We start from the raw sequence: 22464 nt of genomic DNA, 5'->3' as shown, positions 1-22464 counted from the left end.
ACGCAAGGCGCGGTCACAGCCATTCAGGAATGGTATCGCGATTTATCATTTCGTCAAAGGTCGGGCGTCGGCGGATAACTGCAAATTGATCGCCATGGACCAGCACCTCGGGGATCAGCGCACGAGAGTTGTATTCGCTGGCCATCACCGCGCCATAGGCACCGGCACTGCGGAAGGCCACCAGATCGCCCGCCGCCAGCTTTGGCATCATGCGCTGCTTGGCAAAGGTATCACCGGTTTCGCAGACCGGCCCGACGATGTCATAGGGCTGCTGCTCTGCCCCTGCTTCGGCTTCGACGACGGGGATGATATCGTGATGGGCTTCGTACATGGCAGGGCGGATCAGGTCGTTCATCGCACCGTCGATGATCAGGAAATCGCGGCCCTCGCCGGATTTGACATAGATCACCTCGCTCACCATGAGGCCGGCGTTGCCCGCGATCAGGCGGCCCGGCTCGATCTCGATCTCGCAGCCCAGGTGGCCAAGCGTCTTTTGCACCATCGCGCCGTAATCCGTGGGCAGTGGCGGGGCGGCATTGCTACGCTCGTAGGGGATTCCCAGCCCGCCGCCCAAATCCAGACGACGGATGGTATGCCCGTCGGCGCGCAGCTGCTCGGTCAGCTCCGCAACCTTCTGGTACGCCAGTTCGAACGGCGTCAGATCGGTCAGCTGGCTGCCGATGTGCACGTCGATGCCCACGACCTCCAGCCCCGGCATCGCGGCGGCCATGCGATAGACCTCGCGGGCGCGGGCGATGGGGATACCGAATTTATTCTCGGACTTGCCCGTCGCGATCTTGGCATGGGTTTTGGCGTCGACATCGGGGTTCACGCGGATGGTGATCGGCGCGACCTTGTCCATCGACCGCGCGATGGCGTCCAGCATCTCCATCTCGGGTTCGGATTCAACGTTGAACTGGCGGATGCCGCCCTCAAGCGCGAGCCGGATTTCCGACACGGTCTTGCCCACGCCCGAGAACACGATCTTGTCGCCGGGCACGCCTGCCGCCTTGGCACGCAGGTATTCCCCCGCCGACACCACATCCATGCCCGCCCCCGCCTGCGCGAGCGTTTTCAGCACCGCTTGGTTCGAGTTCGCTTTCATCGCGTAGCAGACCAGATGGTCCATCCCGTCCAGCGCATCGTCAAATGCCTTGAAGTGGCGCAACAGCGTGGCGGTTGAATAGACGTAAAAGGGTGTGCCGACCGCGGCTGCGATCTCGGAGATGGCGACATCCTCGGCGAACAGCGCGCCATCACGGTACAGGAAATGATCCATAGTTTCAGGCTCCTAAGCTTTTCCCGCCGAAAGCTGCCGGCGATCGTTTACGGGCGGCGGACCGCAGGGAAAGGCATCGCGGCAGACCACAGCTTACCCCAATACCAAAGGCGGCGGGAATGGCAATCAGCGCCACCCGCCCCGCCGATCAGAATGTCTTGGAAACGCCCACATCCACATGCCCCGAGATATGCACACCGGGCTCATAGTTGCTGCGATGCTTGCGGGTGGCGGTATCCGTCGCGGGGGGATAGGCGCGGCTGTCATGGGCGCTTGGCGCATGGCGTTGCGCGCTGTCGCAGCCCGCCAGTACCGCCAGTGCAACCACGGCCAGCACCGCCGCGCGGATCACAGCGCCGCCCCCAGACCCAGCCGGAACGGGCCGCGGCCAAGGGTGACGCCAGTGCCCACCGACATGCCTGACGACGACAGCGTCACCGTGCTATTGACCTGCGGCGGCACGGGTTCCCCGTCCACACCACAGGCGGCGAGAGTCAGCAACAAGGCAATAGCAGCGACGGGTTTCATCCGATGATCCCTTTCCAGCGGGCCACCTGCGCGCGCACCTGTGCGGGCGCGGTGCCCCCGTAAGACATACGCGAATTGACAGAATTTTCCACGCCCAAAACGTCAAAGACATCTGCCGTGATGTCGCCATGGGCCGATTGCATCTGCTCCAGCGTCAGGTCCGGCAGGTCGCAGCCATTCTGTTCGGCCAGCGCCACCAGCGATCCGGTGATGTGATGCGCATCGCGGAACGGTAGCCCCAGCACGCGGACCAGCCAATCGGCCAGATCGGTCGCGGTGGAAAAGCCCGATCCCGCCGCCGCAGCAAGGCTTTCGCGGTTGGCGGACATATCCTTGACCATGCCTTCCATCGCGGCCAACGCCAGCATCAGGTTGTCCGCGGCGTCGAAGACCTGTTCTTTGTCTTCCTGCATGTCCTTGGAATAGGCCAGCGGCAGCCCCTTCATCACCATCATCAGGGCCACATTGGCCCCCATGATCCGGCCGATCTTGGCGCGGATCAGCTCTGCCGCATCGGGGTTCTTTTTCTGCGGCATGATGCTGGACCCGGTCGAGAAGCGGTCCGACAGGGTCACGAAACGGAACTGCGCCGAGGACCAGATCACCAGCTCTTCGGCGAAACGGCTCAGGTGCATGGCGCAGATCGACGCAGCGCTCAGGAATTCGAGCGCGAAGTCACGATCACTAACCGCATCGAGCGAGTTGGCCGACGGGCGATCAAAGCCAAGCGCCTGCGCCGTCATGTCGCGGTCGATCGGAAAGGACGTGCCCGCAAGCGCAGCCGCGCCCAAAGGCGATTCATTCATCCGCGCCCGTGCGTCGCGCATCCGGCTCAGATCGCGGCCAAACATCTCGACATAGGCCATCATGTGGTGGCCCCAGGTGACCGGCTGCGCGGTCTGCAAATGGGTGAAACCGGGCATGACCCAATCGGCTCCGGCCTCTGCCTGACCCAGCAAGGCCTTGATCAACGCCAACAATCCGCTTTCGGCGGCGTCGAACTGGTCGCGGGTCCACAGTTTGAAATCGGTCGCGACCTGATCGTTGCGCGACCGGCCCGTGTGCAGACGGCCTGCGGGTTCGCCAATCACCTCTTTCAGGCGCGCCTCGACGTTCATGTGGATGTCTTCCAGCGCGGTCGAATAGGCAAATGTCCCGCCCTCGATCTCTGACAACACCGTGAGCAACCCTTTCCGAATGGCGTCGGCATCGCTATCACTAATGATGTCTTGTGCAGCCAACATGGCAGCATGGGCACGCGACCCGGCAATGTCCTGGGCGGCCATACGCTGGTCAAACGAGATCGAGGCGTTGATCGCCTCCATGATCGCGTCTGGTCCGGCGGCAAAACGGCCACCCCACATTTTGTTCGAAGTCGTATCGGTCATCAGGCAACCCCTCGGAGGGAAAATGAAAAAGATTATGCTCGCGCTCGTTTATACGGCCCTTGCCCTTGGTGCAAACCCCAGCTTTGGGCAAAGCGCCGACATCAAGCCCCTGCGCGACGGTGATATGAAGAAACTGGTCGTGCACGATTCCCCCGTTGCCACCTCCTCTGTCGCGTTCCAGCTTGAGGATGACGGCGGCGAGACGACGCTTGAGGCATGGCAGGGCAAATATGTGCTGATCAACTTCTGGGCCACATGGTGCGCCCCCTGCCGCAAGGAAATGCCGCAGCTGAACGCGCTGCAAAAGGAATTCGGCGGCGATGATTTCGAGGTGCTGACCATCGCCACGGGCCGCAACACGCCCGACGGGATCAAACGGTTCTTTGCGGATGCGGGCGTCGATAGCCTGCCACGCCACCAAGACCCGAAACAGGCGCTGGCCAGCCAGATGGGCATTTTCGGCCTGCCGATCACCGTGATCATGGACCCCGAGGGACGCGAAATCGCGCGTCTGCGCGGTGATGCGGATTGGTCGAGCGACAGCGCAAAAGCCATCGTTCAGGCATTGATCGCGGGCAAGGCAGACAGCTAGGCCCGCCCCAAGAAAGCAGGCGATCCGGCAGCGTCAGGCGGCGTGCGCGAGGATCGCCGCTTCGGACATCGACAGATTGCGCCGCGCATAGCCGCCATAGGTATGCGGATCAAAGGCGATCTGCGGAAACTGGTCCAGCAGCCGCGCGCGGTCGGTCGCGTCCAATGTCTCTAGCGCGGCAGAGGCAGGGTGAAAGCTTTCCGTCTCTACGCCATTGGCCCAAAGCACCTCGTGGAAATCGAGCAGGAGATGGATATAAGTCACCTCGCGCGCATGGGCATCGATGGTGACACTGCGCCCGTTCACCAGATCCCGCGCGGTGACAAGCACCTCGTCCGTGTTGAACAAGTCATGCGCGACGCGCCCCTTCACCAGCATCCGGTGGCTGGGCGACACCAGCAGATCCGCGTCAGGCTGAGCATCCCCCAAAGCACCGGCGCGAAATCGGATGGGGCGCAGCTGCGGCATCGCGAACAATCGCGCCCCGCTCATCCGGCGGCTACCGATCCAGCGCACAGGTTGCAGGCCGTTGTCTTTCGTCTGGACGTGATCGCCCTCGCGCAGTTGTTCGATCCGGCGCGCGCCGTCGGCGGTGCGGATCATCGTGCCGGGGGTAAAGCAGATGACGCCGCTGCTGTATTGCGCCGCCCGATCCGCCGCGGCGGTGTTCAACGTATGCGCGACGACCCACAGATCGGTATTGCGCGGCGGCAGCGCGTCAAGGAACATCAGCAGCGGCTGGCTGCCCTGACCGACCTCGATCACTGTCACCAGATAGGTCTGCGCGCCGTCGGTCACGGTAAAGCTGTTGTCCATCAACGGGGTGTCGCGGTCACTGGCGAAAGACCGGTGCGGCGGCGTGGTGCCGTCCAGGGCGGCCCCGACCAAACGATGCACCATCCGCGCAGCCCGTCTGCGCAGATCCCCTGCCTCGTCCGCCTGATCCAGCCGCAACACGTCATTCGGCCCGTCAACGCGAATTGAATCGCCCCGCCATGCCCAGGCTGCCCCCACCTTGAGGGATTGCACCGGTGCGGCGTCCAGCCCGTCTATTTCTGTCTGCGACCAGCTTATGACAAACGTGCCTCGAAAGCCCGTTTTGACCACTGTTCGTGCCTCGTCGTATTATTATTGCCCCAAGGCTATCAAAACCGTTCCCCGCTGGAAAGAACGAATCACCCTATGCACGGTGCCTGCGCGTCAGAAGTCGATCTTGATGCGTACAGAGCCGACAAGCTGGTGATCGGGCTGCGTCTCGTATTCCTTGCCTAGCCACGTCAGACCATAGAACGCCGAGGCCCGCCTGCCCTGCCAATGCACCCCGGCACGCACACGATCACGGCGCGGGGTCAGGTCATAGCCACGATCCGACGGCAGGAACACGCTGTCGCTGACGCGCGCGATATCGGCCCCAACGACAAAGCCAAAGCCCGTCGCTTCGCGGTTCTGCACCACGCGGTAACGCTGGCCGGTGGTGCTGTCGCGTACCAACATTTCCCCGCGTGTGATGTCGCCAAAGGTCAGGTCAAAGCCCGCGCGAACGAATGTCTCTATCCCCCCCTGCCCTTCGACAAAGGGGCGCAGGCTTGTCCGCGCGCCAATCGGAAAGCTGCGCCCGATCTCGACCAGAACCGTGGGGTGAAAGCCGTCTTCGATCTGGTTATCCAACACCCGATCAGAGGGCGAGGTCGCGTCGATGATGTCGTGAATGCCCCGTTGCAGATCATCCAGATGGGTCTGCGGGCCGGTGGCGTAGATCGCCGCCCCGACCGAATATTCCACAGCATCGCGTTCGAAATGGGTGTGCATCCCGACGGACAGGGCACCGGCCCAGGGGCGCGATCCGGCTTGCGGGCGACGCAGGTTCGCGGGGGAGAATACCTCTACCCCCAAACGCAGCTCGATCAACTGCCCAAAGCGGTCGGGCAAGCGCCCCGTCCACTCAGGCCCCCAGACGCGGGACGATACATAGGCACCCGTCCGCTCGCGGTCGCGAAACTCTCCGATGGAATCATTGGAAATCAGACGGCCATAGCCAAGGCGCTCCCGCTCTGTCGCCTGCGCACCCACGGGCAAAAGCAAAAGCGCGGCCAATACCGGCACAAGAAATCGCAGCATCGTCACTCCTATCGCAATGGCTGTAAGGGTCGGCACCCGTTGCCCCTTTGCTACCGCGCCCTGCCGCGTCGCGCTATCCTTGGTACATTTTTCTTAGGCGGGCGTGTCCTTGGCGCACAGACGGATTGCGCGATACCGACAATTCGCTAACATAACGACAGTGAAAACCAGCCTTGAGGCACTGATGTCAGACCCAAAATCGCACCCGTCCCGCCGTATCGTCTCGTCCCGTCACCTTGCCGAGGGCGAAGGATGGGAGGCGTCCGAGCTCGAATACGGGATGATCATCGCCTACAACGCCTTCTCGCGCTGGATGTCGCGCTGCATGGCGGCGGCGGGCAATGCCGACCTGACCCCGCTGGAAATTCTGGTGCTGCACAACACCAACCACCGCGACCGTGAAAAACGGCTGACGGACATCTGCTTTCTGCTGAACATCGAAGATACGCATACGGTGAACTACGCGCTGCGCAAACTGCTGAAATCCGGCCTGCTAGAGGCCGAGAAACGCGGAAAGGAGGTGTTCTATCGCACCTCCGCCAGCGGGGCCGAGCTGATAGAGACCTACCGCGCGGTGCGCAACACCTGCCTGATCGACAGCATGGGGCGCACCGATATCAAAGGCGACGACCTGCGCGAGATCGCGGCGCAGCTACGCGCGATCTCGGGTCAGTATGATCAGGCCAGTCGCGCGGCGGCGTCGCTTTAGCCGCGGCTGCCTAGGGTACTGGCGGCGCGGGCCAGTTCGGTGATCGCTGCCCAATCGCCCTTGCGCATCAGATTGTCCGGCGCGACCCAGCTGCCGCCCGCGCAAACCACATTGGGCAGCGACAGGTAGCTTTCCGCATTGGCAGGGATCACGCCGCCCGTGGGGCAGAACCGCACCTGAGGCAGCGGCGAGGACAGCGATTTCAGGAAGGGCGCCCCACCCGCAGCTTCAGCGGGGAAGAACTTGAGCATATCATAGCCGCGTTCATAAAGACGCATCGCCTCTGACGCGGTGGCGGCACCGGGCAACATCGGCAGGCCCAGATCTTCGGCCGCTTGCAGCAGTTTATCCGTGGCACCGGGCGACACACCAAAGGTCGCGCCCGCATCCACCGCACGTTTGACATCATCGGGGGTCAGCAACGTGCCCGCCCCGACAACGCCGCCTTCGACTTTGGCCATCTCGGCAATCACCTCAAGCGCGGCATCGGTGCGCAGCGTCACCTCTAGCGCGGGCAATCCGCCTGCGACCAAAGCTTCGGCCAGGGGGCGGGCGTGCAGCGCGTCATGCACGACCAGGACCGGCACGATGGGGGCACGTTTACAGATGGCATAGGCAGCGGCGCTGGCGTCTTGCGGGGTCATCGGATCTTCCTCTGGTCAGGTTCAAATGCTGCTGGCGCCGGTATCAGCCGCGCCAACCGTGTTGCGGAAAGTGGCAAACAGCTCGCGCCCCTGCCCGTATTCATTGCCCGACAGATCAGCCGTGGCAACCGGGCGCTCCATCGCGCCGGGGGTCAGGACCGTCAGCTGCCCGTCGCGGGCGTCGACGCGCACGATATCACCGTCTTGCAAACGTGCAATCGGCCCGCCGTCCACCGCTTCGGGACACACGTGGATCGCGCTCAATACCTTGCCCGAGGCACCGGACATACGCCCGTCGGTGACCAGCGCCACCTTCAGCCCGCGCGCCTGCAGGTTCGCCAGCACCGGCGTCAGGCTGTGCAATTCGGGCATGCCGTTGGCCTTGGGCCCCTGAAAACGCACGACGACGATGACATCCTCGTTGAACTCACCATTGCGATAGGCGTCTTTCACGCTTTCTTGGTCATGGAACACGCGGATCGGGGCTTCGACGATGTGATGCTCCGGCTTCACGGCAGAGACTTTGGTGACCGCATTGCCAAGGTTCCCCGCCAGACGTTTCAACCCGCCGGTGGGCTGGAACGGATCGCCAATGGGGCGCACGATCTTTTCGTTCAGCGTCTCGGTCGGGCCTGCGACCCATTCGACGGCGCCATCCTTGAGCTTGGGGTCTTGGGTATAGCGCGACAGCCCGTCGCCCGCGATGGTCTTGACCTCGTCATGCAGCAAGCCGCCCGCCATGAGCTGCCCGATCATAAATCCCAAGCCTCCCGCCGCGTGGAAGTGGTTCACATCGGCCAAGCCGTTCGGATAGACCCGCGCCAGCAGCGGCGTGACATCGGCAAGATCCGAGAAATCCTGCCAGTCCAGCACGATCCCACCGGCCCGCGCCATCGCGACAAGGTGGATCAGCAGGTTGGTCGACCCGCCCGTCGCATGCAGGCCGACGATGCCGTTCACATAGGCTTTTTCGTCCAGCACATCGCAAACGGGTGTGTATTCATTGCCCAGATGGCTGATCGCCAGCGCCCGCTGCGTCCCCGCAACGGTCAGCGCATCACGCAGGGGAGTATTGGGGTTCACAAAGGACGCGCCGGGCAGGTGCAGGCCCATAAACTCCATCAACATCTGGTTGGTGTTGGCGGTGCCATAGAAAGTGCAGGTGCCCGGCCCGTGGTAGGCCGCCATCTCCGAGGCCATCAGCTCTTCGCGCGTGGCCTCGCCTGCGGCGAATTTCTGGCGCACGATCGCTTTCTCGTCGTTGGAGATACCCGAGGTCATCGGCCCCGCAGGCAGGAACACCGCCGGCAGATGCCCGAAAGCCTGCGCCGCGATCACCAGACCGGGTACGATCTTGTCACAGACCCCCAGATAGATCGCGGAATCAAATGTGTTGTGGCTCAGCCCGACGCCCGCCGCCATGGCGATGATGTCACGCGAGAACAGGCTCAGCTCCATCCCCGGGGTGCCTTGGGTCACGCCGTCACACATGGCAGGTACGCCGCCTGCAACCTGTGCCGTCCCGCCCGCCGCGCGCGCGGTGTCGCGGATCAGGGTCGGAAAGCGTTCGAACGGCTGGTGCGCCGAGAGCATGTCATTATAAGTCGTGATAATCCCGATATTGCCCGCCGATTGCGTCGCCAGCGCGGCTTGGTCCTGCCCCGCACCGGCATAGGCATGCGCCTGCCCGCTGCACGAAAGATGCGCCCGCGCCGGCCCTTCCTCGGCGGCGCGGCGCATCCGCGCCAGATAGGCCCCCCGGCTTGGCGCGCTGCGTTCGATGATCCGGTCGGTGACACGGGCTACGGTATCGTTCAACATCATGCTTTCCTTCGTGACGTGGGCGGGCCTAAGGGCCTTCCTACAAAGACGTGAGTATGTTAGCGCTAACTTATCACGCGCATGTGCCATTTGCAAACCCGTTGCGACCATGGGTAAAACGAATGGCGAAAATTGTCTTTCCCCGCCAAAACAGGTGCCCTAAACAATTCGGATGACACAAATAGACCCTCCTTTCCTGATCGGCGTTGACGGAGGCGGCACCGGTTGCCGCGCCGCTGTTGCCACCCCCGATGGCCGTATCCTTGCCGAAGGCAAAGGCGGGCGGGCGAATGTCAGCACCGATTGCGCCACCGCGATCGACAGCGTGCTGACCGCGACGCGCAACGCGATAGAGAGCGCCGGTCTGGATGTCGCCGACATGCCCCGTGCCGTGGCGCACCTGGGGCTTGCGGGATACACGGGGCCGGAAATGGGCCCACGCGTGCAGGCGGGTCTGCCCTTTGCCAAATCCGTCGTGACCGAAGACACCACCACCACCATCGTCGGCGCCGTCGGAGAGCAGGACTGCCACCTGATCGCCCTTGGCACCGGCACCATCGTGGGCCGCCAAAAGGCCGGCGTGCAGACCTGTATCGGCGGCTGGTGTTATCAGGTCTCGGATCAGGCGTCGGGCGCGTGGCTGGGGCATGGCGTGCTGGAGCAGACCTTGCTCGTCGTCGACGGGATCACCCCCGCCAGCCCGCTGTCGCAGCAAATGCTGGATAAATTCGGCGGTGGCGCGGGCATCGTGCAGTTCAGCCTCAAGGCGCGGCCCGGCGATTTCGCTACCCTTGCCCCCGATGTGGTACAGGCCGCCGCGGCGGGCGACAGCATCGGACGGGCGCTGATGGCAAGCGGGGCCGATTACCTGACCCGCGCCCTGATCGCGCTCGACCATCAACCCGGCGGCCCGCTGTGCCTGACCGGCGGCGTCGGCCCCCATTACGCCGCCTATCTGCCCGACACGCAGACCGCCCATCTGGTCGAAACCAAGGGCCGTGCACTGGATGGGGCCGTCGCACTGGCCCTGCGCGCCGCGCGGGCATGACCGCACCGCTCACCGCCTATACCGGCGCGCGCATTTTTGACGGGCACGATCTGCTGACCGGTCACGCGCTTGTGGTGCACCCCGACGGCATCCCGCGGATCACGCCCCTGACCGCGCTGCCGACGGGGGCCAAAACCCGGAGGCTCAACGGGGGCATCTTCTCCCCCGGGTTTGTGGATCTGCAAGTGAACGGCGGGGGCGGCGCGATGCTCAATAGCGCGCCCGATCTGGACACGCTGCGCACGATGGCCGCCGCGCACCGACGGCTTGGCACCCGTGCATTTCTTCCCACGTTAATCACCGACACGCCCGCCCATAGTCGCGCCGCCATCGCCGCCGTGGCAGAGGCGTTGCACCTCGGTATGCCCGGTATTGCGGGGCTCCACCTTGAAGGGCCGCATCTGAGCGTTGCCCGCAAAGGTGCCCATGACGGCAGCCTGATCCGCCCCCTGTCTGACGATGATATGGCGATGCTGACCGATGCCGTGGCCCGGGTCCCGAACCTGATGATGACCCTCGCCCCCGAAAACGCCACACCCGATCAGATCGCGGCGCTGACGCAGGCGGGCGTGCTGGTGTCGCTGGGCCATAGCGATTGCGACTATGACACCGCCATGCGCGCCTTTGACGCTGGTGCCCGCATGGCGACGCATCTGTTCAACGCCATGAGCCAGGCCAACGCGCGCAGTCCGGGGCTGGTGGGGGCGGCGCTTGATCATCCGCGCGTGGCATCCGGCCTGATTGCCGACGGGGTGCATGTCCATCCGGCCATGATCCGCGCCGCACTTGCCGCCAATCGCGGCGCGGCAGAGGTGTTTCTGGTGACCGACGCCATGGCGACTGGCGGCTCTGATATCACAAGCTTCACCCTGAACGACCGCGAGATCCTGCGCCGCGACGGACGGTTGACGCTGGCCGACGGAACGCTGGCCGGGGCCGACCTGACCCTGCTGCAAGCCGTGCGCTATATGCACAACACCGTGGGCGAGCCGTTAGAGCGGGCGCTGGCCCGTGCCACAGTAATCCCTGCGCAACTGCTGGCGCACCCACCCGAAACCAATAGCGTCGATGCGATGATCTGGATCAACGACGACCTGTCAGAACTGCACTGGCTGACCGAGCTGTAACGCCCGCCCACCCCGCGCCCACGAAAAAGGCGGCGCAGGTTTCCCGCGCCGCCCTATGTCTTTTACGTCTATGTCTTTTGCGTCAGTCACGCGTCGCGCAACGCCCCGATGATCTGGTCGAACGCCTCACGCGCCTTGGCGCGCATTTCGTCGTCCGTGGCATCCTGAATAGGATGCGGCACCAGCACATAGCGCGCGCCCTCCATGCCTAAGGCCTTGCGCTGCGTTTCAGCGGCTTGGCCAAACACGCTTGAAGCGATGGAAACGGACGGGATCCCCTGGATTTCAAACCAGACTGTATCGTGCATACTGCACGTGGTACATGATCCTCAGTCCGCCAGCCCTTCGACCAGAAAGTCGCATTCATCGCGGATCTGGTGGCGCAGCGTGTCGGGGCACGGTTTGGCGAAAGTCGGCTTGGTATAATGCCGGATCTCAACGCCGGGTGCGTTTTCGGTCAACAACCTGTCCAGTTCATCCAGCAGGATATTGCCGCGCGGCTTGCTGATGTTCAGCAGCCCGACAACCCCCTGCACCGAACCGGACCGTTCGCTGATCTGACGCGCGACGGGGACACGTTCGTCCGTCGGGTCAAGAATTATTGTCATTCACGTCCTCCTCTGCTGTGAAAGCTAGCCTAGATCGATCTTTCTGGAAACGGAAATCGACCCCACTTCGCCCGTGGCCCACCCGTGGAACGCGGACGAGAATTTGCCCGCATCGCCACCGGCCACGACGATATGGATATATTCCTTGCTCGCAAATTTAGGGGCCAACTGCGCCAGTTTTTCCGACCCCATGCGTTCGGCGTCCGCCACGGGGATACCCGCGCCCGAATGGTCATCCTGCACCATCTCCGACAAGGGGCGCGCCGTGACCTCTTGGATACGGTCACGCAGCCTGTCCTTGGAATAGGGGCCATCGACGGTCAGCGTCTGGATATGCTCGGGGCAGACCACCAGCAGCGCGTCAATCGGCAGGTTGTGCATCTTCGGCAGGAACACCCCTTCAAGCCCCTGCCCCAACGACCCCGCGATCTGGTCCGGCCTGCGCGAGGTCTGGTCCACCAGATGCACCGGCCCGCCCGTCATGGCAAAGACGGTCACGACCGAATCTTCCGCCTCGAACCCGCGCTCCACATGCAGCGGCTCCCACGGCGAGGCCGCCTCGTTCTCCGCAAAGCACATGGTGTATTTCATCGGATTACCCAGGACCGACCGTTCGACCCCGCCCGTGGTCGCCCCGCCGACATTGCGGATGATCAGCCGAAGCGCGCGCCCGATGGTGGCATTGGCACGGTTCCCCGCGCCCAAAGCGCCCAAGCCGCCGTTCAGCCCGATCTTGTCCACGATCGGCCCGTTCACGACCATGACCGTCGCCGCGCCCATCGTCGTGGCAGTGACCCCGTGGACGTTGAATTCATCCGTGCAGACAGCTTCGACGGCTGCGATCACCACGGGCAGATATTCAGGCTTACACCCCGCCATCACCGCGTTGATCGCGATCTTTTCGACCGTGGCGATGCCCATGTTTGGCGGCACCGTGGCAATCACATCCTGCGGATCACGATGCGTCCCCTCTAGCATGCGGATCACCCGTTCGGGCGTCGGCGGCACCAAGGGCAACCCGTCCGAGAACCCCTGATCGAACATGAATTCCGCCATGTCATCGCCGCTGGCGACCTCTACCTTGCGGGCGCGCAGACGGCTGCCTTCGGCCTCTGCCCGCAGCGCGTCGTAGACCTCGGGGTCAAAGTGTTTCGACCCGCATCCCGGACGCCAGGCGGGCAGGCTGTCCCAATCGATCTGCGCCGCAGCTTTGCCCGTCGCACGGGCCATCTGGTCGGACAATGCCTGCCAGTCATCGCGCACGAAGCCTTCAAAGTGGGTCACGACAGCGCCGCTTTCATCAATCCAGTAGAGCGCGGGTACGATCTCGAAATCCCAGTCGAACGAGGTCTTGCAGCCCGCATCCTCAAGCACCGGCATGGTCAGCCCGTGGCGCTGCGCGAATTCGCCGTTCTTCTCGCCGGATTGCCCCGGCACCAGAAACCGCACCGCATCGCCATAGGCCTGCGACAGCGCCTGCAGGACCGGCCCCGCGATATTGCAGGTCTCGCAATCCTCTTTCACGAAACAGACCAGCGCAGGGCCCGTGCCGTCAAAATGATGGGCCGCCCCTTGCAGATCCGTCAGGGTAAATTCCGGTTTCCGATCACTCATGTCGCCCCCTCCCAAGTATGCCGCTGCATACTGTGGGGGATCGTCAGGCATGTCCAGACAGCTTGGCGGAGACGGATGGGAATCGAACCCACCACACGCCGTATCGACGCGTCCATGGTTTTGAAGACCAGGGAAGCCACCAGACTCCGGTCGTCTCCGCATTGCCATACCGTAGCCCTGCCGCAGGGCAAGCGAAAGCCTAATGCGCCTGCGGCGCGATCTGCCGCGTGTCACCATCGCGCAGCGTCATACCAAGCGCATCCAGATGCTCAAGCAGCGGCACGATGAACTTGCGGCTGGTGCCCAAAGCGGTGCGCGCCTCGCTGGTGGTAAAGGCCGTGGGCAGGGGGAAGATTGCCGCAAGGCTCCGCTGCGCTTGGCCGATGGTCGCCGCGTGAAACACGACCTGCTGTTTCAGCGCGATATTCGCCAAGGACACCAACCGCCCCTGCGCCACCATCAGCGCGATCAGATCCGCGTCCTCAGGCGCATCGAACTGCCGCACATCAGGGGGGGAGGTGCCGCCTGCGCGCATACTCTCTTCGATCTCCGTCAGGCGGGCAAGCTGTTGCGGAGCAAGCGCTGCAAAGGGGTCATGCCGTGCGAGACTGACCAAACCGTCGCGCAAAACAACCTCTCCGCCCCTAACCAATTCGGCTTGGGCGAAAGGCACCAAACCCCGCAGCGGCGTCACCCGTTGCAGCATCGAAAGCGCCGCCCCTTGCTTGATCGGGTGGTCGGTATGAAAGCGCTGCAAAGTCGCCACCACCGCCGTTTGCACCGTGGCGAGGTCGTCGGCCAGCGCGATATGTTCCGGTGATAACCGCACAACGCCCGTGGGCAGCGCAGCCGTCGCATCGCAGCGCGCCAACCGGACAAGATCAGACCACAGCGCCACCCCGCGCCCCTGCGCACAAAGCGCTGCGGCAAGCGCGGTTCCATCCTGCTGCTGTGCCGCCTGCATCACCGCCAACCGACGTCTGTCGCCCGCCCCGACTGCCGTGGCCTGCGGGTCAAGGATCACCGCGCCCGCCAGCGTCGCCGCAGGGGAAAGCTGACGCAACACCGCCGCCTGCCCCGCGAACGCCACCACGGGGCGTTTGAAGCGCAGCTGCCCCAGCCCCGCGCCCCCCGGCGCGATCTGGCCACCGCCCATCAGCCGCAGGGTCGCGACCTCATGCGCCGTGCCCCACAGCACGCGCAAATCCTGCATATGTTTGACCGGTCGCGGTGCCGTATCAGAGACGGTCAACCACACATCCATACAAAGCGTCGCCCCCTGCCCGCCCGTACAGATCACATCACCGCGAGTAATATCCTCGAGCGCGATACCGCGCAGGTTCACCGCGACCCGCTCGCCCGCCGTGACCCTCTCCCGCGCCGCGCCGCGTGCTTGCAGGCCACGTACCACCGTGGCCGCACCGCTTGGCTGCACGGTCAACGCTTCGCCAACCGCCAACGCGCCGCCAAGCAGCGTGCCCGTCACCACCGTTCCGCGTCCCGCCAGTGTGAACGCGCGGTCCACCGGCAGGAACGCCCCCATCGGCGCGGCCCGCGCGGGCAAAGCGTTGAACCGCCGCGCCAAGACCTGCCGCAGATGGTCCGTCCCGCCAGCGGCCGGGGCCGAACAGGGCACCAATTCGGCCCCGGTAACGCCTTGCGCGGCAAGGGTATCCGCAATTTCCGCCAGACGGGCGGGCAATGCTGCCTCGGGGATCAAATCCACCTTGGTCACCGCGACCACCGCCACGGGCACCTGCAACAGTCTTGCGATCTGCAAATGCTCGCGCGTTTGCGCCGCGACGCCCTCCACCGCCGAGACGACCAGCATCGCGCCCTGCGCGCCGCTGGCACCCGACACCATGGTGCGGATGAAATCCTCGTGCCCGGGCGCGTCAATCAGGTCGAGCGTCCCACCCGCCATCTCGCAATGGGCAAACCCCAGCGCGATCGACAGGCCACGCGCTTTTTCCTCGGCCAGCCGGTCCGTCTCCATCCCCGTGAGCGCGCGCACCAGCGCCGTCTTGCCATGATCCACATGGCCGATCACGATCACGCAGGCGGATGTCATGTGGCGGCGATCGCGCCCAGCGCCGCGACGATATCGGGTAGTTCGTCATCCATTACCGTGCGCATGTCCAGCCACAGCTTGCCCTGATGGATACGCCCGACAATGGGTACCACCCCGCCCCGTAAACGATCCGCAAGGGTTTCAGCAGACAGCGCGGCAGAGGCCACGACAACACTGAAACTGTCCAAGTCCTGCTGCGGCAGCGACCCGCCGCCGACATAGGCGGCTGACGCCATCACCTCAACATCCACCCCCTTCACCGCAACGAGGGAACCCGCGAGCCTTTGCGCTCGCGCCTCTACCTCTGCCAAAGGCTGCGAGAGCGCGCGCAAGACCGGCACCCGCGCCAGCGGATCATGGGGCGGCAGGTAAAGACGCAAGGTCGCCTCGAGCGCGGCAAGCGACAGCTTGTCGATGCGCAAAGCCCGCAGCAACGGGTGCTTGCGCAGCCCCGCGATAATATCCGCCCGTCCCGCGATGATCCCCGCCTGCGGCCCACCAAGCAGCTTGTCGCCCGAGAACATGACCAGATCGACACCCGCCTTGAGGATATCCGCCACCACGGGTTCGTCGCGCAGCCCAAAGGGGGCAAGGTCAATCAGCACGCCGCTGCCCAGATCCTCCATCAGGATCAGATCCCGCTCCGCCGCCAGTTGCGCCAAATCATTGCGGGACGGGGCAGAGGTGAAGCCCACAATGCGAAAGTTGCTGGTGTGGCTTTTCAACAGAACCGCCGTATCCTCGTCCACCGCATCGGCATAATCGCTAAGCCGCGTTTTATTCGTGGCACCCACCTCTTTCAGCTCTGCACCGCTTTGCGCGATCACATCGGGCAGACGGAAAGACCCGCCAATCTCGATCAGCTCCCCGCGCGAGGCGATCACCTTGCGCCCCGCGGCGGTGCCCATCAGGGCCAAGACCACCGCCGCGGCGCAGTTGTTCACGATCAGCGCCGCCTCTGCGCCCGTCAACTGACAGATCAGCGCCTCGGCATGGTCATAGCGCGACCCGCGCTTTCCGGTTTTCAGGTTCAGCTCAAGGTTCGAAGGCCGCGCACCGATCTGGTCCATCGCCTGCAGCGCCTCGGGGGCAAGACGGGCGCGGCCCAGATTGGTGTGGATGATGATACCCGTGGCATTGATGACAGGGCGAAGGTTCGGCTGGCGGGCTGCCTTTATCCGGTCGACAAGGCTTTGGGCAAAGGGTTCACCGGCGTAATCGGGCAAATCGACCACCCCGCCGCCCCGAATATCGCGGCGCATCTGGTCGAGCGTTTCGCGCAGGGCGCGGCGCACCTCGTCGTGGCTGTAGGTCGCAACCAAAGACGCCACATGCGGTTGCTGCAACAGCGTATCGATCTGTGGCAAATGTCTAAGCTGGCTGTTCACGCGTCACGCCCCCCGATGGCTGAACGCGCAGTGTAATCGCGCGGGCCACGGGGGCAAGCCGGAACGCAGGCCAAAGGCAGGCGACCAAAAGGCCCGCAGCGCGGGTTACGCTGCCAGCGCTTCCTTCACCGCGATGTCGGCCATCTGCAAAATCGCCTCGCGGCTATCGGCGACGGCGATAAAGCGGCCGTTGTGGCAGAACTTTGCCCCTTTGACGCCTGATGCTTCCTCAAGCGCGGCGTCTTTTTGACCCGCCCAAGCGACCGGAAGATCAGCGCGGTTCTCGAACGTATCATCCCCCGACCGGATCGTTGTCAGCGTCCATTCCTCGCCGCGCGGGTGGATGACGAACAGCAGATGATCCGCCCCCGCCTTCACCACGGCCCCGCGAAACGGCATGCCCATGGGCAGGTCCAGCACATGCCCCTCGCCCGCGGCATCAATGGCGGTCATGACCATCGCTTCGGCGCGGAACTTGGCGGCTTTGCGACGGATCGACGCTTCGACAAAGGCGCGCGCAATGGGCAAGGCGGCGGCAAAGGCGCGGTCGTCCACGCCTTCCTCGCGGTCATCGAAGACGGGTTTCAGGCTTTCCAACAGCGCGGGCAAGGTCAGACCGGCAAACAGCGGCCCCGCCTCTGACGCGTTGACGGCACCATTGTCCAGCAGGTCGATCGGCAGAACAAACCCGCGATCGAAACTGTCGTGGATGGCATTCACATCCGCCTCGGGCACGTCGAGCGCGCGCAGATAATCATGCCCGTAATGCGCCCAGATCAGCCCGAAAGAGCTATAGGGCTGCCCGTCTTCACGCAGCGGATTGGGACGTTGATGGTGATCGAAAATCCCTGCTTCGGCATCAAAGTCACCGCCCACGTCGTAGATGATGCGCCCCTCGGCCGGTGTGATCAGCGCCTTGTCGCGGCTGCGCAGCACCGTGGCGTCGGGAAACAGCCGCGTCAGGATGACAGAGGATAGGAGTTCATCCGCATGAAAACCGCCTGAGTGGGTCACGAGTTGGGTGATCGTCATGTTTCTGTACCTTTGCGCATTTGTTCAGCAGGTCGAAATGAAAACGGGCGACCGTGCGAGGGGCCGCCCTGTGAATATGTATCGCTCACACCGCCCGTCACGGGCCTAGCATAAGAAAACGTAGAAAGAGTTAATGCGTCCAGGCCCCGCGGCGCCCTGTGGCGAAATTCTCGCCATAGCCGCCGGCGCGGACATTTGCGCGGCGTTTGTTGGGGTCTTGCACCAGCGCGTCGATGTTGTGATCGCGGGCGTATTCCACCGCTTCTTCCTTGGTGGCGAACTGCAAACGCACCTGCGTTTGCGTGTCCTTCGACGAGGTCCAGCCCATCAACGGGTCAATCTCGCGCGCGTGCTCTGGGTCGAATTCCAGCAACCAGACACGGGTTTTGGCCGTGCCAGAGGACATGGCAGTTCGGGAAGGCTGATAAATACGCGCGCGCATAGCTGAATCTCCGCTGTGATCAGGCGGTTTATCAGCCAAATACGGCCAAGGATCAAGGCATCACAGTGATTTGTGCCGAATTCGCGTTACATATGCTGCGGCGCAGCATAGACTGACTTCATGCAATCGGAGCACCTCTCATGAACCCCCTGACCCTGATGACGCTCAATGCCAACCTCGCCAAGCTGATGATCGACACCCAAGCCGTTATGACACTTAGGCTTTTGGGGATGGCCGGTGCCCTTCCCCAGACCCGCGGAGAGAACGCCCGCATGGTCAATGAAAAAGGCCCCGCCATGGCCAAAGCCTATCAGGCGGCCACCAAAGCCGCCTTTGCCGGGGGCACGCCCGACCAGATTTTCTCGGCCGCGATGGTCCCGGTCAGCAAAAAGGTCCGCGCCAATCGTAAACGACTGAGTAAATAAGCCTGCGACGAAAGCGACATATGCGCGTCGCGCAAAGCTCCGCCCCTTGAACCCGCGCGAAAACATGACACCTTAGGGAACACCCCCAAAGGACGATGTTATGGCCTACGCCCACTCTGACAGCCTGCCCGAGCGCAAAGACGCCTATCTTGCCAATCCCGCGCCCAACGTGCGCGAACGCCCCAAGCTCGAGGGCGGCAAGAAGTTCAAGCTGGCGACCGAATTCGAACCCGCAGGCGACCAGCCCACGGCGATCAAGGAACTGTCCGAAGGGGTGCGGTCAGGCGAACGCGATCAGGTGCTTTTGGGGGCCACGGGGACGGGCAAGACGTTCACGATGGCCAAGGTGATCGAGGAAACGCAGCGCCCCGCGATCATCCTCGCGCCGAACAAGACGCTAGCGGCGCAGCTTTACGGCGAATTCAAAGGGTTCTTCCCCGACAACGCCGTGGAATATTTCGTCTCATACTACGACTACTACCAGCCCGAAGCCTATGTCGCGCGGTCCGATACCTTCATCGAGAAGGAAAGCCAGATCAACGAACAGATCGACCGGATGCGCCACTCTGCCACGCGGGCGCTGCTGGAACGCGATGACGTGATCATCATCGCGTCGGTATCGTGCATCTACGGTATCGGCTCGGTCGAGACCTATGGCGCGATGACGCAGGACTTAAAGACCGGTAACAACTACGACCAACGCCAAGTGATCGCGGACCTGATCGCACAGGCGTATAAACGCAATGACGCCGCCTTTCAGCGTGGCACTTTCCGCGTACGCGGCGACAGCCTTGAAATCTTTCCCGCCCACCTTGAGGACCGCGCATGGCGTCTGTCTTTCTTTGGCGAAGAGCTGGAAAGCATCACTGAATTCGACCCTCTTACGGGCGAGAAAACTGGTAGCTTCGACCAAATCCGCGTCTACGCCAACAGCCACTATGTGACGCCGAAACCAACGATGAACCAAGCGGTGATCGGCATCAAGAAAGAGCTGCGGATGCGGCTGGACCAGCTTGTCGCCGAAGGAAAACTGCTGGAAGCGCAACGGCTTGAGCAACGCTGCAACTTCGACATCGAGATGCTTGAAGCCACCGGCGTCTGCAACGGGATCGAAAACTATTCGCGCTATCTCACGGGCCGCGCGCCGGGCGAACCGCCCCCCACGCTGTTTGAATTCATCCCCGACAACGCAATTGTCTTTGCGGACGAAAGCCACGTCTCCGTGCCGCAGATCGGCGGCATGTATAAAGGCGACTACCGACGCAAATTCACGCTGGCCGAACACGGGTTCCGCCTGCCCTCCTGTATGGACAACCGCCCGCTTAAGTTCGAGGAATGGGATGCTATGCGCCCGCAGTCGGTCTTTGTCTCGGCCACCCCCGCCGCGTGGGAAATCGAACAATCCGGCGGTGTCTTTACCGAACAGATCATTCGCCCCACCGGCCTGATCGACCCCAAGATCGAGATTCGCCCTGTCGAGATGCAGGTCGACGATCTGCTGGACGAAGTGCGCAAGGTCGCCGCCGACGGCTATCGCACGCTTTGCACCGTTCTGACCAAACGCATGGCCGAAGACCTGACCGAATACATGCACGAACAGGGCATCCGCGTGCGCTACATGCACAGCGATATCGACACGATCGAACGCATCGAAATCCTGCGCGACCTGCGGCTTGGCGCTTTTGACGTGCTGATCGGGATCAACCTTCTGCGCGAAGGCTTGGACATTCCCGAATGTGGGCTGGTGGCGATTCTCGATGCGGATAAGGAAGGGTTCCTGCGCTCGGAGACCTCGTTGATCCAGACCATCGGTCGGGCCGCGCGGAACGCCGAAGGTCGCGTGATCATGTACGCCGACCGGATCACCGGCTCGATGGAGCGTGCGATTGGCGAAACCGACCGCCGTCGCGCCAAGCAGCTGGCCTATAACGAAGAACACGGGATCACGCCGACAACGGTCAAGAAGAATGTCGATGATATCCTCGCCGGTCTCTACAAAGGCGATGTGGACATGAGCCGCGTCACGGCCAAGATCGACAACCCGCTCGCGGGCGGCAACCTGCAAACCGTGCTCGACGCGCTGCGCACCGATATGCGCAAAGCGGCCGAGAACCTCGAATTCGAAGAAGCCGCACGCCTGCGCGACGAGGTCAAGCGGCTCGAGTCCGTCGATCTGGCCATCGCCGACGATCCGATGGCGCGACAGTACGCTGTCGAAAAAGCCGTCGACGACGCGCAAAAGGCGTCGGGCCGATCAACCGGCGGTCGCGGCGGGATGCGCGGCGGCAAATCCCGCTACAGCGGCAAAAAACGCTAGGCGGCGCGCCTAGTCATCCACCTCGTCCGGCAACCCGTCATGGTCGGTCGAGGCCATCTCCTCCAGCTCGTCCTCTGACATGCTGTCGTACATATCTTTCGACGCGCCTTGCAGTTCCTTGACCTTCGTCTCGCCCCGCTTGGCAGACAGGGCTGCACCGGCGGCGCGTTGTTGGGCTTTCGATTGGGCTTTCATCGCTGTCTCCTGTCAGTTGGATGTAGCGGCACAACCCGTCCAACCGCCCGCAGTTCCCCTGCTACGGCTTGGCGCAAAATTATTTTCATGCGCCCGTTGCAAGGTGATTGCTTTGCACCCGCACCCACCCCACATTCGGAGTCTGCGCTTTATCCGGAGGATCCCAAATGCGCCTGATCGCCCTTGCTACACTGGGCCTGACCGCCCTCTCTGCCCCCGCCTTTGCCGATGAGACAACCGGCACGATCCTTGCCTATGACCGCCTTGCCAATATCATCGTCCTACAAGACAAATCATCCTGGACGCTGGATGCCAAAACCCTTGTCCCGTCCGATCTGATGGCCGGCGATAAGGTCACGCTGACCTTCGCCTCCGACGGCGACAACGGTGCGAAACCCGCGACCAAACTGACCCGCAACTAAGCCCTGTCCCATAACAAAAGCGCCCCCTGACCAAATCAGAGGGCGCTTTCTGCGTTCAAACCATCAAACGATATCAGTCACCTGCGGGCGGAGTAACCTCAATACCGGGGACGGTGATCGTTTTCTCTTCGGTGGTCACTTCAACGTCCGGAACTTCAACGTCGACCTCTTCTTCAGTCACGGAAACCGAACCGGTCTGCGCGTCAAACTCGGGCAGATTGCCGCCTTCAACGGACACATCAACATCCGGCAGCGACCCTTCTTCAGTCTGATCGATATCGATGAAAAAGATCGCAAATGCGATGACCAGAATTGCGGCAAGGCCTGCGATTACTGCGGTAGAGGTCTTCATAGTATTTCCTTCCAAATTCACTTGCCGTTCTAGGCGATGCAAGGGCAACTCGGCGAAGCGGGAAATGGTTCCAGTAACAATTTCGGGAACATCTGGGCCACGCGGGAAGTTGTGACCCCAGACAGTAATGCAGATTACAACCCAGGAGCTTTACAATGGAATTCGGCCTTCTCGGACTCATTATCCTGATCGCAGACATCTACGCGATCTATCAAATCTTCACCTCCGGCGCTTCGGGGCTTGCGAAAATCCTCTGGATTCTCGGCGTCCTGATCTTCCCGGTCGTCGGCTTTATCGTATGGCTGATCGCTGGCCCACGCGGCGGCAGCGTCAACGTCTAAGCG

Annotated in this window: 24 protein-coding genes and 1 tRNA gene; 8 read left to right on the top strand and 17 right to left on the bottom strand. The window is 63.0% G+C overall.

Features of this window, described 5'->3' with window-relative positions:
• Positions 1-13: 13 nt before the first annotated feature.
• From lysA to argH, 4 genes are all read right to left on the bottom strand, one after another.
• Complete coding sequence (gene lysA, locus AB1495_RS08045; protein WP_074635950.1) at positions 14-1279, bottom strand: diaminopimelate decarboxylase; 1266 nt, start codon at positions 1277-1279, stop codon at positions 14-16.
• A 148-nt stretch (positions 1280-1427) separates the two neighbouring features.
• The gene (locus AB1495_RS08040) at positions 1428-1631 is read right to left on the bottom strand and encodes a hypothetical protein (protein ID WP_005851483.1); all 204 of its coding nucleotides are present in this window, start codon (positions 1629-1631) and stop codon (positions 1428-1430) included.
• Positions 1628-1807 (bottom strand): hypothetical protein, encoded by a 180-nt coding sequence (locus AB1495_RS08035; protein WP_005851482.1) that lies wholly within the window; start codon positions 1805-1807, stop codon positions 1628-1630. The genes AB1495_RS08040 and AB1495_RS08035 overlap by 4 nt, the downstream gene beginning before the upstream one ends.
• Positions 1804-3195: an argininosuccinate lyase gene (gene argH / locus AB1495_RS08030; protein WP_074635952.1), complete on the bottom strand. Its 1392-nt coding sequence runs from the start codon at positions 3193-3195 to the stop codon at positions 1804-1806. Before argH ends, AB1495_RS08035 begins: the two co-directional genes overlap by 4 nt.
• A gap of 22 nt (positions 3196-3217) precedes the next feature.
• Here argH and AB1495_RS08025 point away from each other — a divergent pair, with 22 nt between their 5' ends.
• A complete protein-coding gene (locus AB1495_RS08025; RefSeq protein WP_009826027.1) occupies positions 3218-3787 on the top strand; it encodes a TlpA disulfide reductase family protein in 570 nt (189 codons plus the stop codon).
• Between the two features lie 33 nt (positions 3788-3820).
• On the opposite strand, the gene AB1495_RS08020 is transcribed toward AB1495_RS08025, so the two are convergent.
• Both AB1495_RS08020 and AB1495_RS08015 read right to left on the bottom strand, forming a co-directional pair.
• Positions 3821-4894, bottom strand: a complete 1074-nt coding sequence (locus AB1495_RS08020) for a Hint domain-containing protein (protein WP_037943231.1) — start codon at positions 4892-4894, stop codon at positions 3821-3823.
• Positions 4895-4987: 93 nt separating this feature from the next.
• Entirely contained in the window at positions 4988-5905 is a 918-nt protein-coding gene (locus AB1495_RS08015) for a lipid A-modifier LpxR family protein (protein ID WP_074635954.1), read from the bottom strand.
• A gap of 184 nt (positions 5906-6089) precedes the next feature.
• On the opposite strand from AB1495_RS08015, the gene AB1495_RS08010 reads away from it, so the two are divergent.
• On the top strand, positions 6090-6614 hold the full coding sequence (locus AB1495_RS08010) for a winged helix DNA-binding protein (RefSeq protein WP_174226595.1): 525 nt from the start codon (positions 6090-6092) through the stop codon (positions 6612-6614).
• Here the strand turns inward: AB1495_RS08010 and eda are convergent.
• Positions 6611-7258 carry a bifunctional 4-hydroxy-2-oxoglutarate aldolase/2-dehydro-3-deoxy-phosphogluconate aldolase gene (eda, locus tag AB1495_RS08005; protein WP_074635956.1) on the bottom strand — a complete coding sequence of 216 codons (648 nt, stop codon included), beginning with the start codon at positions 7256-7258 and terminating at the stop codon, positions 6611-6613. The genes AB1495_RS08010 and eda overlap by 4 nt on opposite strands.
• 21 nt (positions 7259-7279) lie before the next feature.
• The gene (gene edd / locus AB1495_RS08000) at positions 7280-9082 is read right to left on the bottom strand and encodes a phosphogluconate dehydratase (RefSeq protein ID WP_039911764.1); all 1803 of its coding nucleotides are present in this window, start codon (positions 9080-9082) and stop codon (positions 7280-7282) included.
• A gap of 169 nt (positions 9083-9251) precedes the next feature.
• Between edd and AB1495_RS07995 the strand changes: the two genes are divergently transcribed.
• Both AB1495_RS07995 and nagA read left to right on the top strand, forming a co-directional pair.
• Positions 9252-10127 carry a BadF/BadG/BcrA/BcrD ATPase family protein gene (locus tag AB1495_RS07995; RefSeq protein ID WP_005851462.1) on the top strand — a complete coding sequence of 292 codons (876 nt, stop codon included), beginning with the start codon at positions 9252-9254 and terminating at the stop codon, positions 10125-10127.
• Positions 10124-11254 (top strand): N-acetylglucosamine-6-phosphate deacetylase, encoded by a 1131-nt coding sequence (gene nagA / locus AB1495_RS07990; RefSeq protein ID WP_074635960.1) that lies wholly within the window; start codon positions 10124-10126, stop codon positions 11252-11254. The genes AB1495_RS07995 and nagA overlap by 4 nt, the downstream gene beginning before the upstream one ends.
• A gap of 86 nt (positions 11255-11340) precedes the next feature.
• Here the strand turns inward: nagA and AB1495_RS07985 are convergent, their stop codons facing one another.
• From AB1495_RS07985 to AB1495_RS07955, 7 genes are all read right to left on the bottom strand, one after another.
• Entirely contained in the window at positions 11341-11862 is a 522-nt protein-coding gene (locus AB1495_RS07985) for a UGSC family (seleno)protein (RefSeq protein ID WP_258182285.1), read from the bottom strand.
• A 24-nt stretch (positions 11863-11886) separates the two neighbouring features.
• Entirely contained in the window at positions 11887-13476 is a 1590-nt protein-coding gene (locus tag AB1495_RS07980) for a TlpA disulfide reductase family protein (RefSeq protein ID WP_074635962.1), read from the bottom strand.
• 63 nt (positions 13477-13539) lie between these two features.
• Positions 13540-13634 (bottom strand) — tRNA-Sec (locus AB1495_RS07975).
• Between the two features lie 41 nt (positions 13635-13675).
• Entirely contained in the window at positions 13676-15547 is a 1872-nt protein-coding gene (gene selB / locus AB1495_RS07970; protein ID WP_074635963.1) for a selenocysteine-specific translation elongation factor, read from the bottom strand.
• Positions 15544-16935, bottom strand: coding sequence for an L-seryl-tRNA(Sec) selenium transferase (gene selA, locus AB1495_RS07965; RefSeq protein ID WP_074635965.1), 1392 nt, complete (start codon positions 16933-16935; stop codon positions 15544-15546). Before selA ends, selB begins: the two co-directional genes overlap by 4 nt.
• A 105-nt stretch (positions 16936-17040) precedes the next feature.
• Entirely contained in the window at positions 17041-17967 is a 927-nt protein-coding gene (locus AB1495_RS07960) for an MYG1 family protein (protein ID WP_005851434.1), read from the bottom strand.
• 130 nt (positions 17968-18097) lie between these two features.
• Entirely contained in the window at positions 18098-18409 is a 312-nt protein-coding gene (locus AB1495_RS07955; RefSeq protein WP_005851432.1) for an ETC complex I subunit, read from the bottom strand.
• Between the two features lie 140 nt (positions 18410-18549).
• Between AB1495_RS07955 and AB1495_RS07950 the strand changes: the two genes are divergently transcribed.
• Positions 18550-18834: an antifreeze protein gene (locus AB1495_RS07950; protein ID WP_074635967.1), complete on the top strand. Its 285-nt coding sequence runs from the start codon at positions 18550-18552 to the stop codon at positions 18832-18834.
• A gap of 100 nt (positions 18835-18934) precedes the next feature.
• On the top strand, positions 18935-21151 hold the full coding sequence (uvrB, locus tag AB1495_RS07945; RefSeq protein ID WP_074635969.1) for an excinuclease ABC subunit UvrB: 2217 nt from the start codon (positions 18935-18937) through the stop codon (positions 21149-21151).
• Positions 21152-21160: 9 nt separating this feature from the next.
• Here uvrB and AB1495_RS07940 read toward each other — a convergent pair whose 3' ends face one another.
• Complete coding sequence (locus AB1495_RS07940) at positions 21161-21346, bottom strand: DUF3008 family protein (RefSeq protein WP_074635972.1); 186 nt, start codon at positions 21344-21346, stop codon at positions 21161-21163.
• 167 nt (positions 21347-21513) lie between these two features.
• Between AB1495_RS07940 and AB1495_RS07935 the strand changes: the two genes are divergently transcribed.
• Positions 21514-21768 carry a hypothetical protein gene (locus AB1495_RS07935; RefSeq protein ID WP_005851424.1) on the top strand — a complete coding sequence of 85 codons (255 nt, stop codon included), beginning with the start codon at positions 21514-21516 and terminating at the stop codon, positions 21766-21768.
• A 73-nt stretch (positions 21769-21841) separates the two neighbouring features.
• Here the strand turns inward: AB1495_RS07935 and AB1495_RS07930 are convergent, their stop codons facing one another.
• Positions 21842-22120: a hypothetical protein gene (locus tag AB1495_RS07930; RefSeq protein ID WP_074635974.1), complete on the bottom strand. Its 279-nt coding sequence runs from the start codon at positions 22118-22120 to the stop codon at positions 21842-21844.
• A 155-nt stretch (positions 22121-22275) separates the two neighbouring features.
• On the opposite strand from AB1495_RS07930, the gene AB1495_RS07925 reads away from it, so the two are divergent.
• Positions 22276-22461, top strand: a complete 186-nt coding sequence (locus AB1495_RS07925) for a PLDc N-terminal domain-containing protein (RefSeq protein ID WP_005851419.1) — start codon at positions 22276-22278, stop codon at positions 22459-22461.
• Positions 22462-22464: the final 3 nt, after the last annotated feature.

The organism is Sulfitobacter pontiacus, assembly GCF_040790665.1.
GTDB lineage: Bacteria > Pseudomonadota > Alphaproteobacteria > Rhodobacterales > Rhodobacteraceae > Sulfitobacter > Sulfitobacter pontiacus.
Note: the sequence above shows the minus strand (reverse complement) of the source record. Positions and strands in the feature narration are given on the sequence as shown.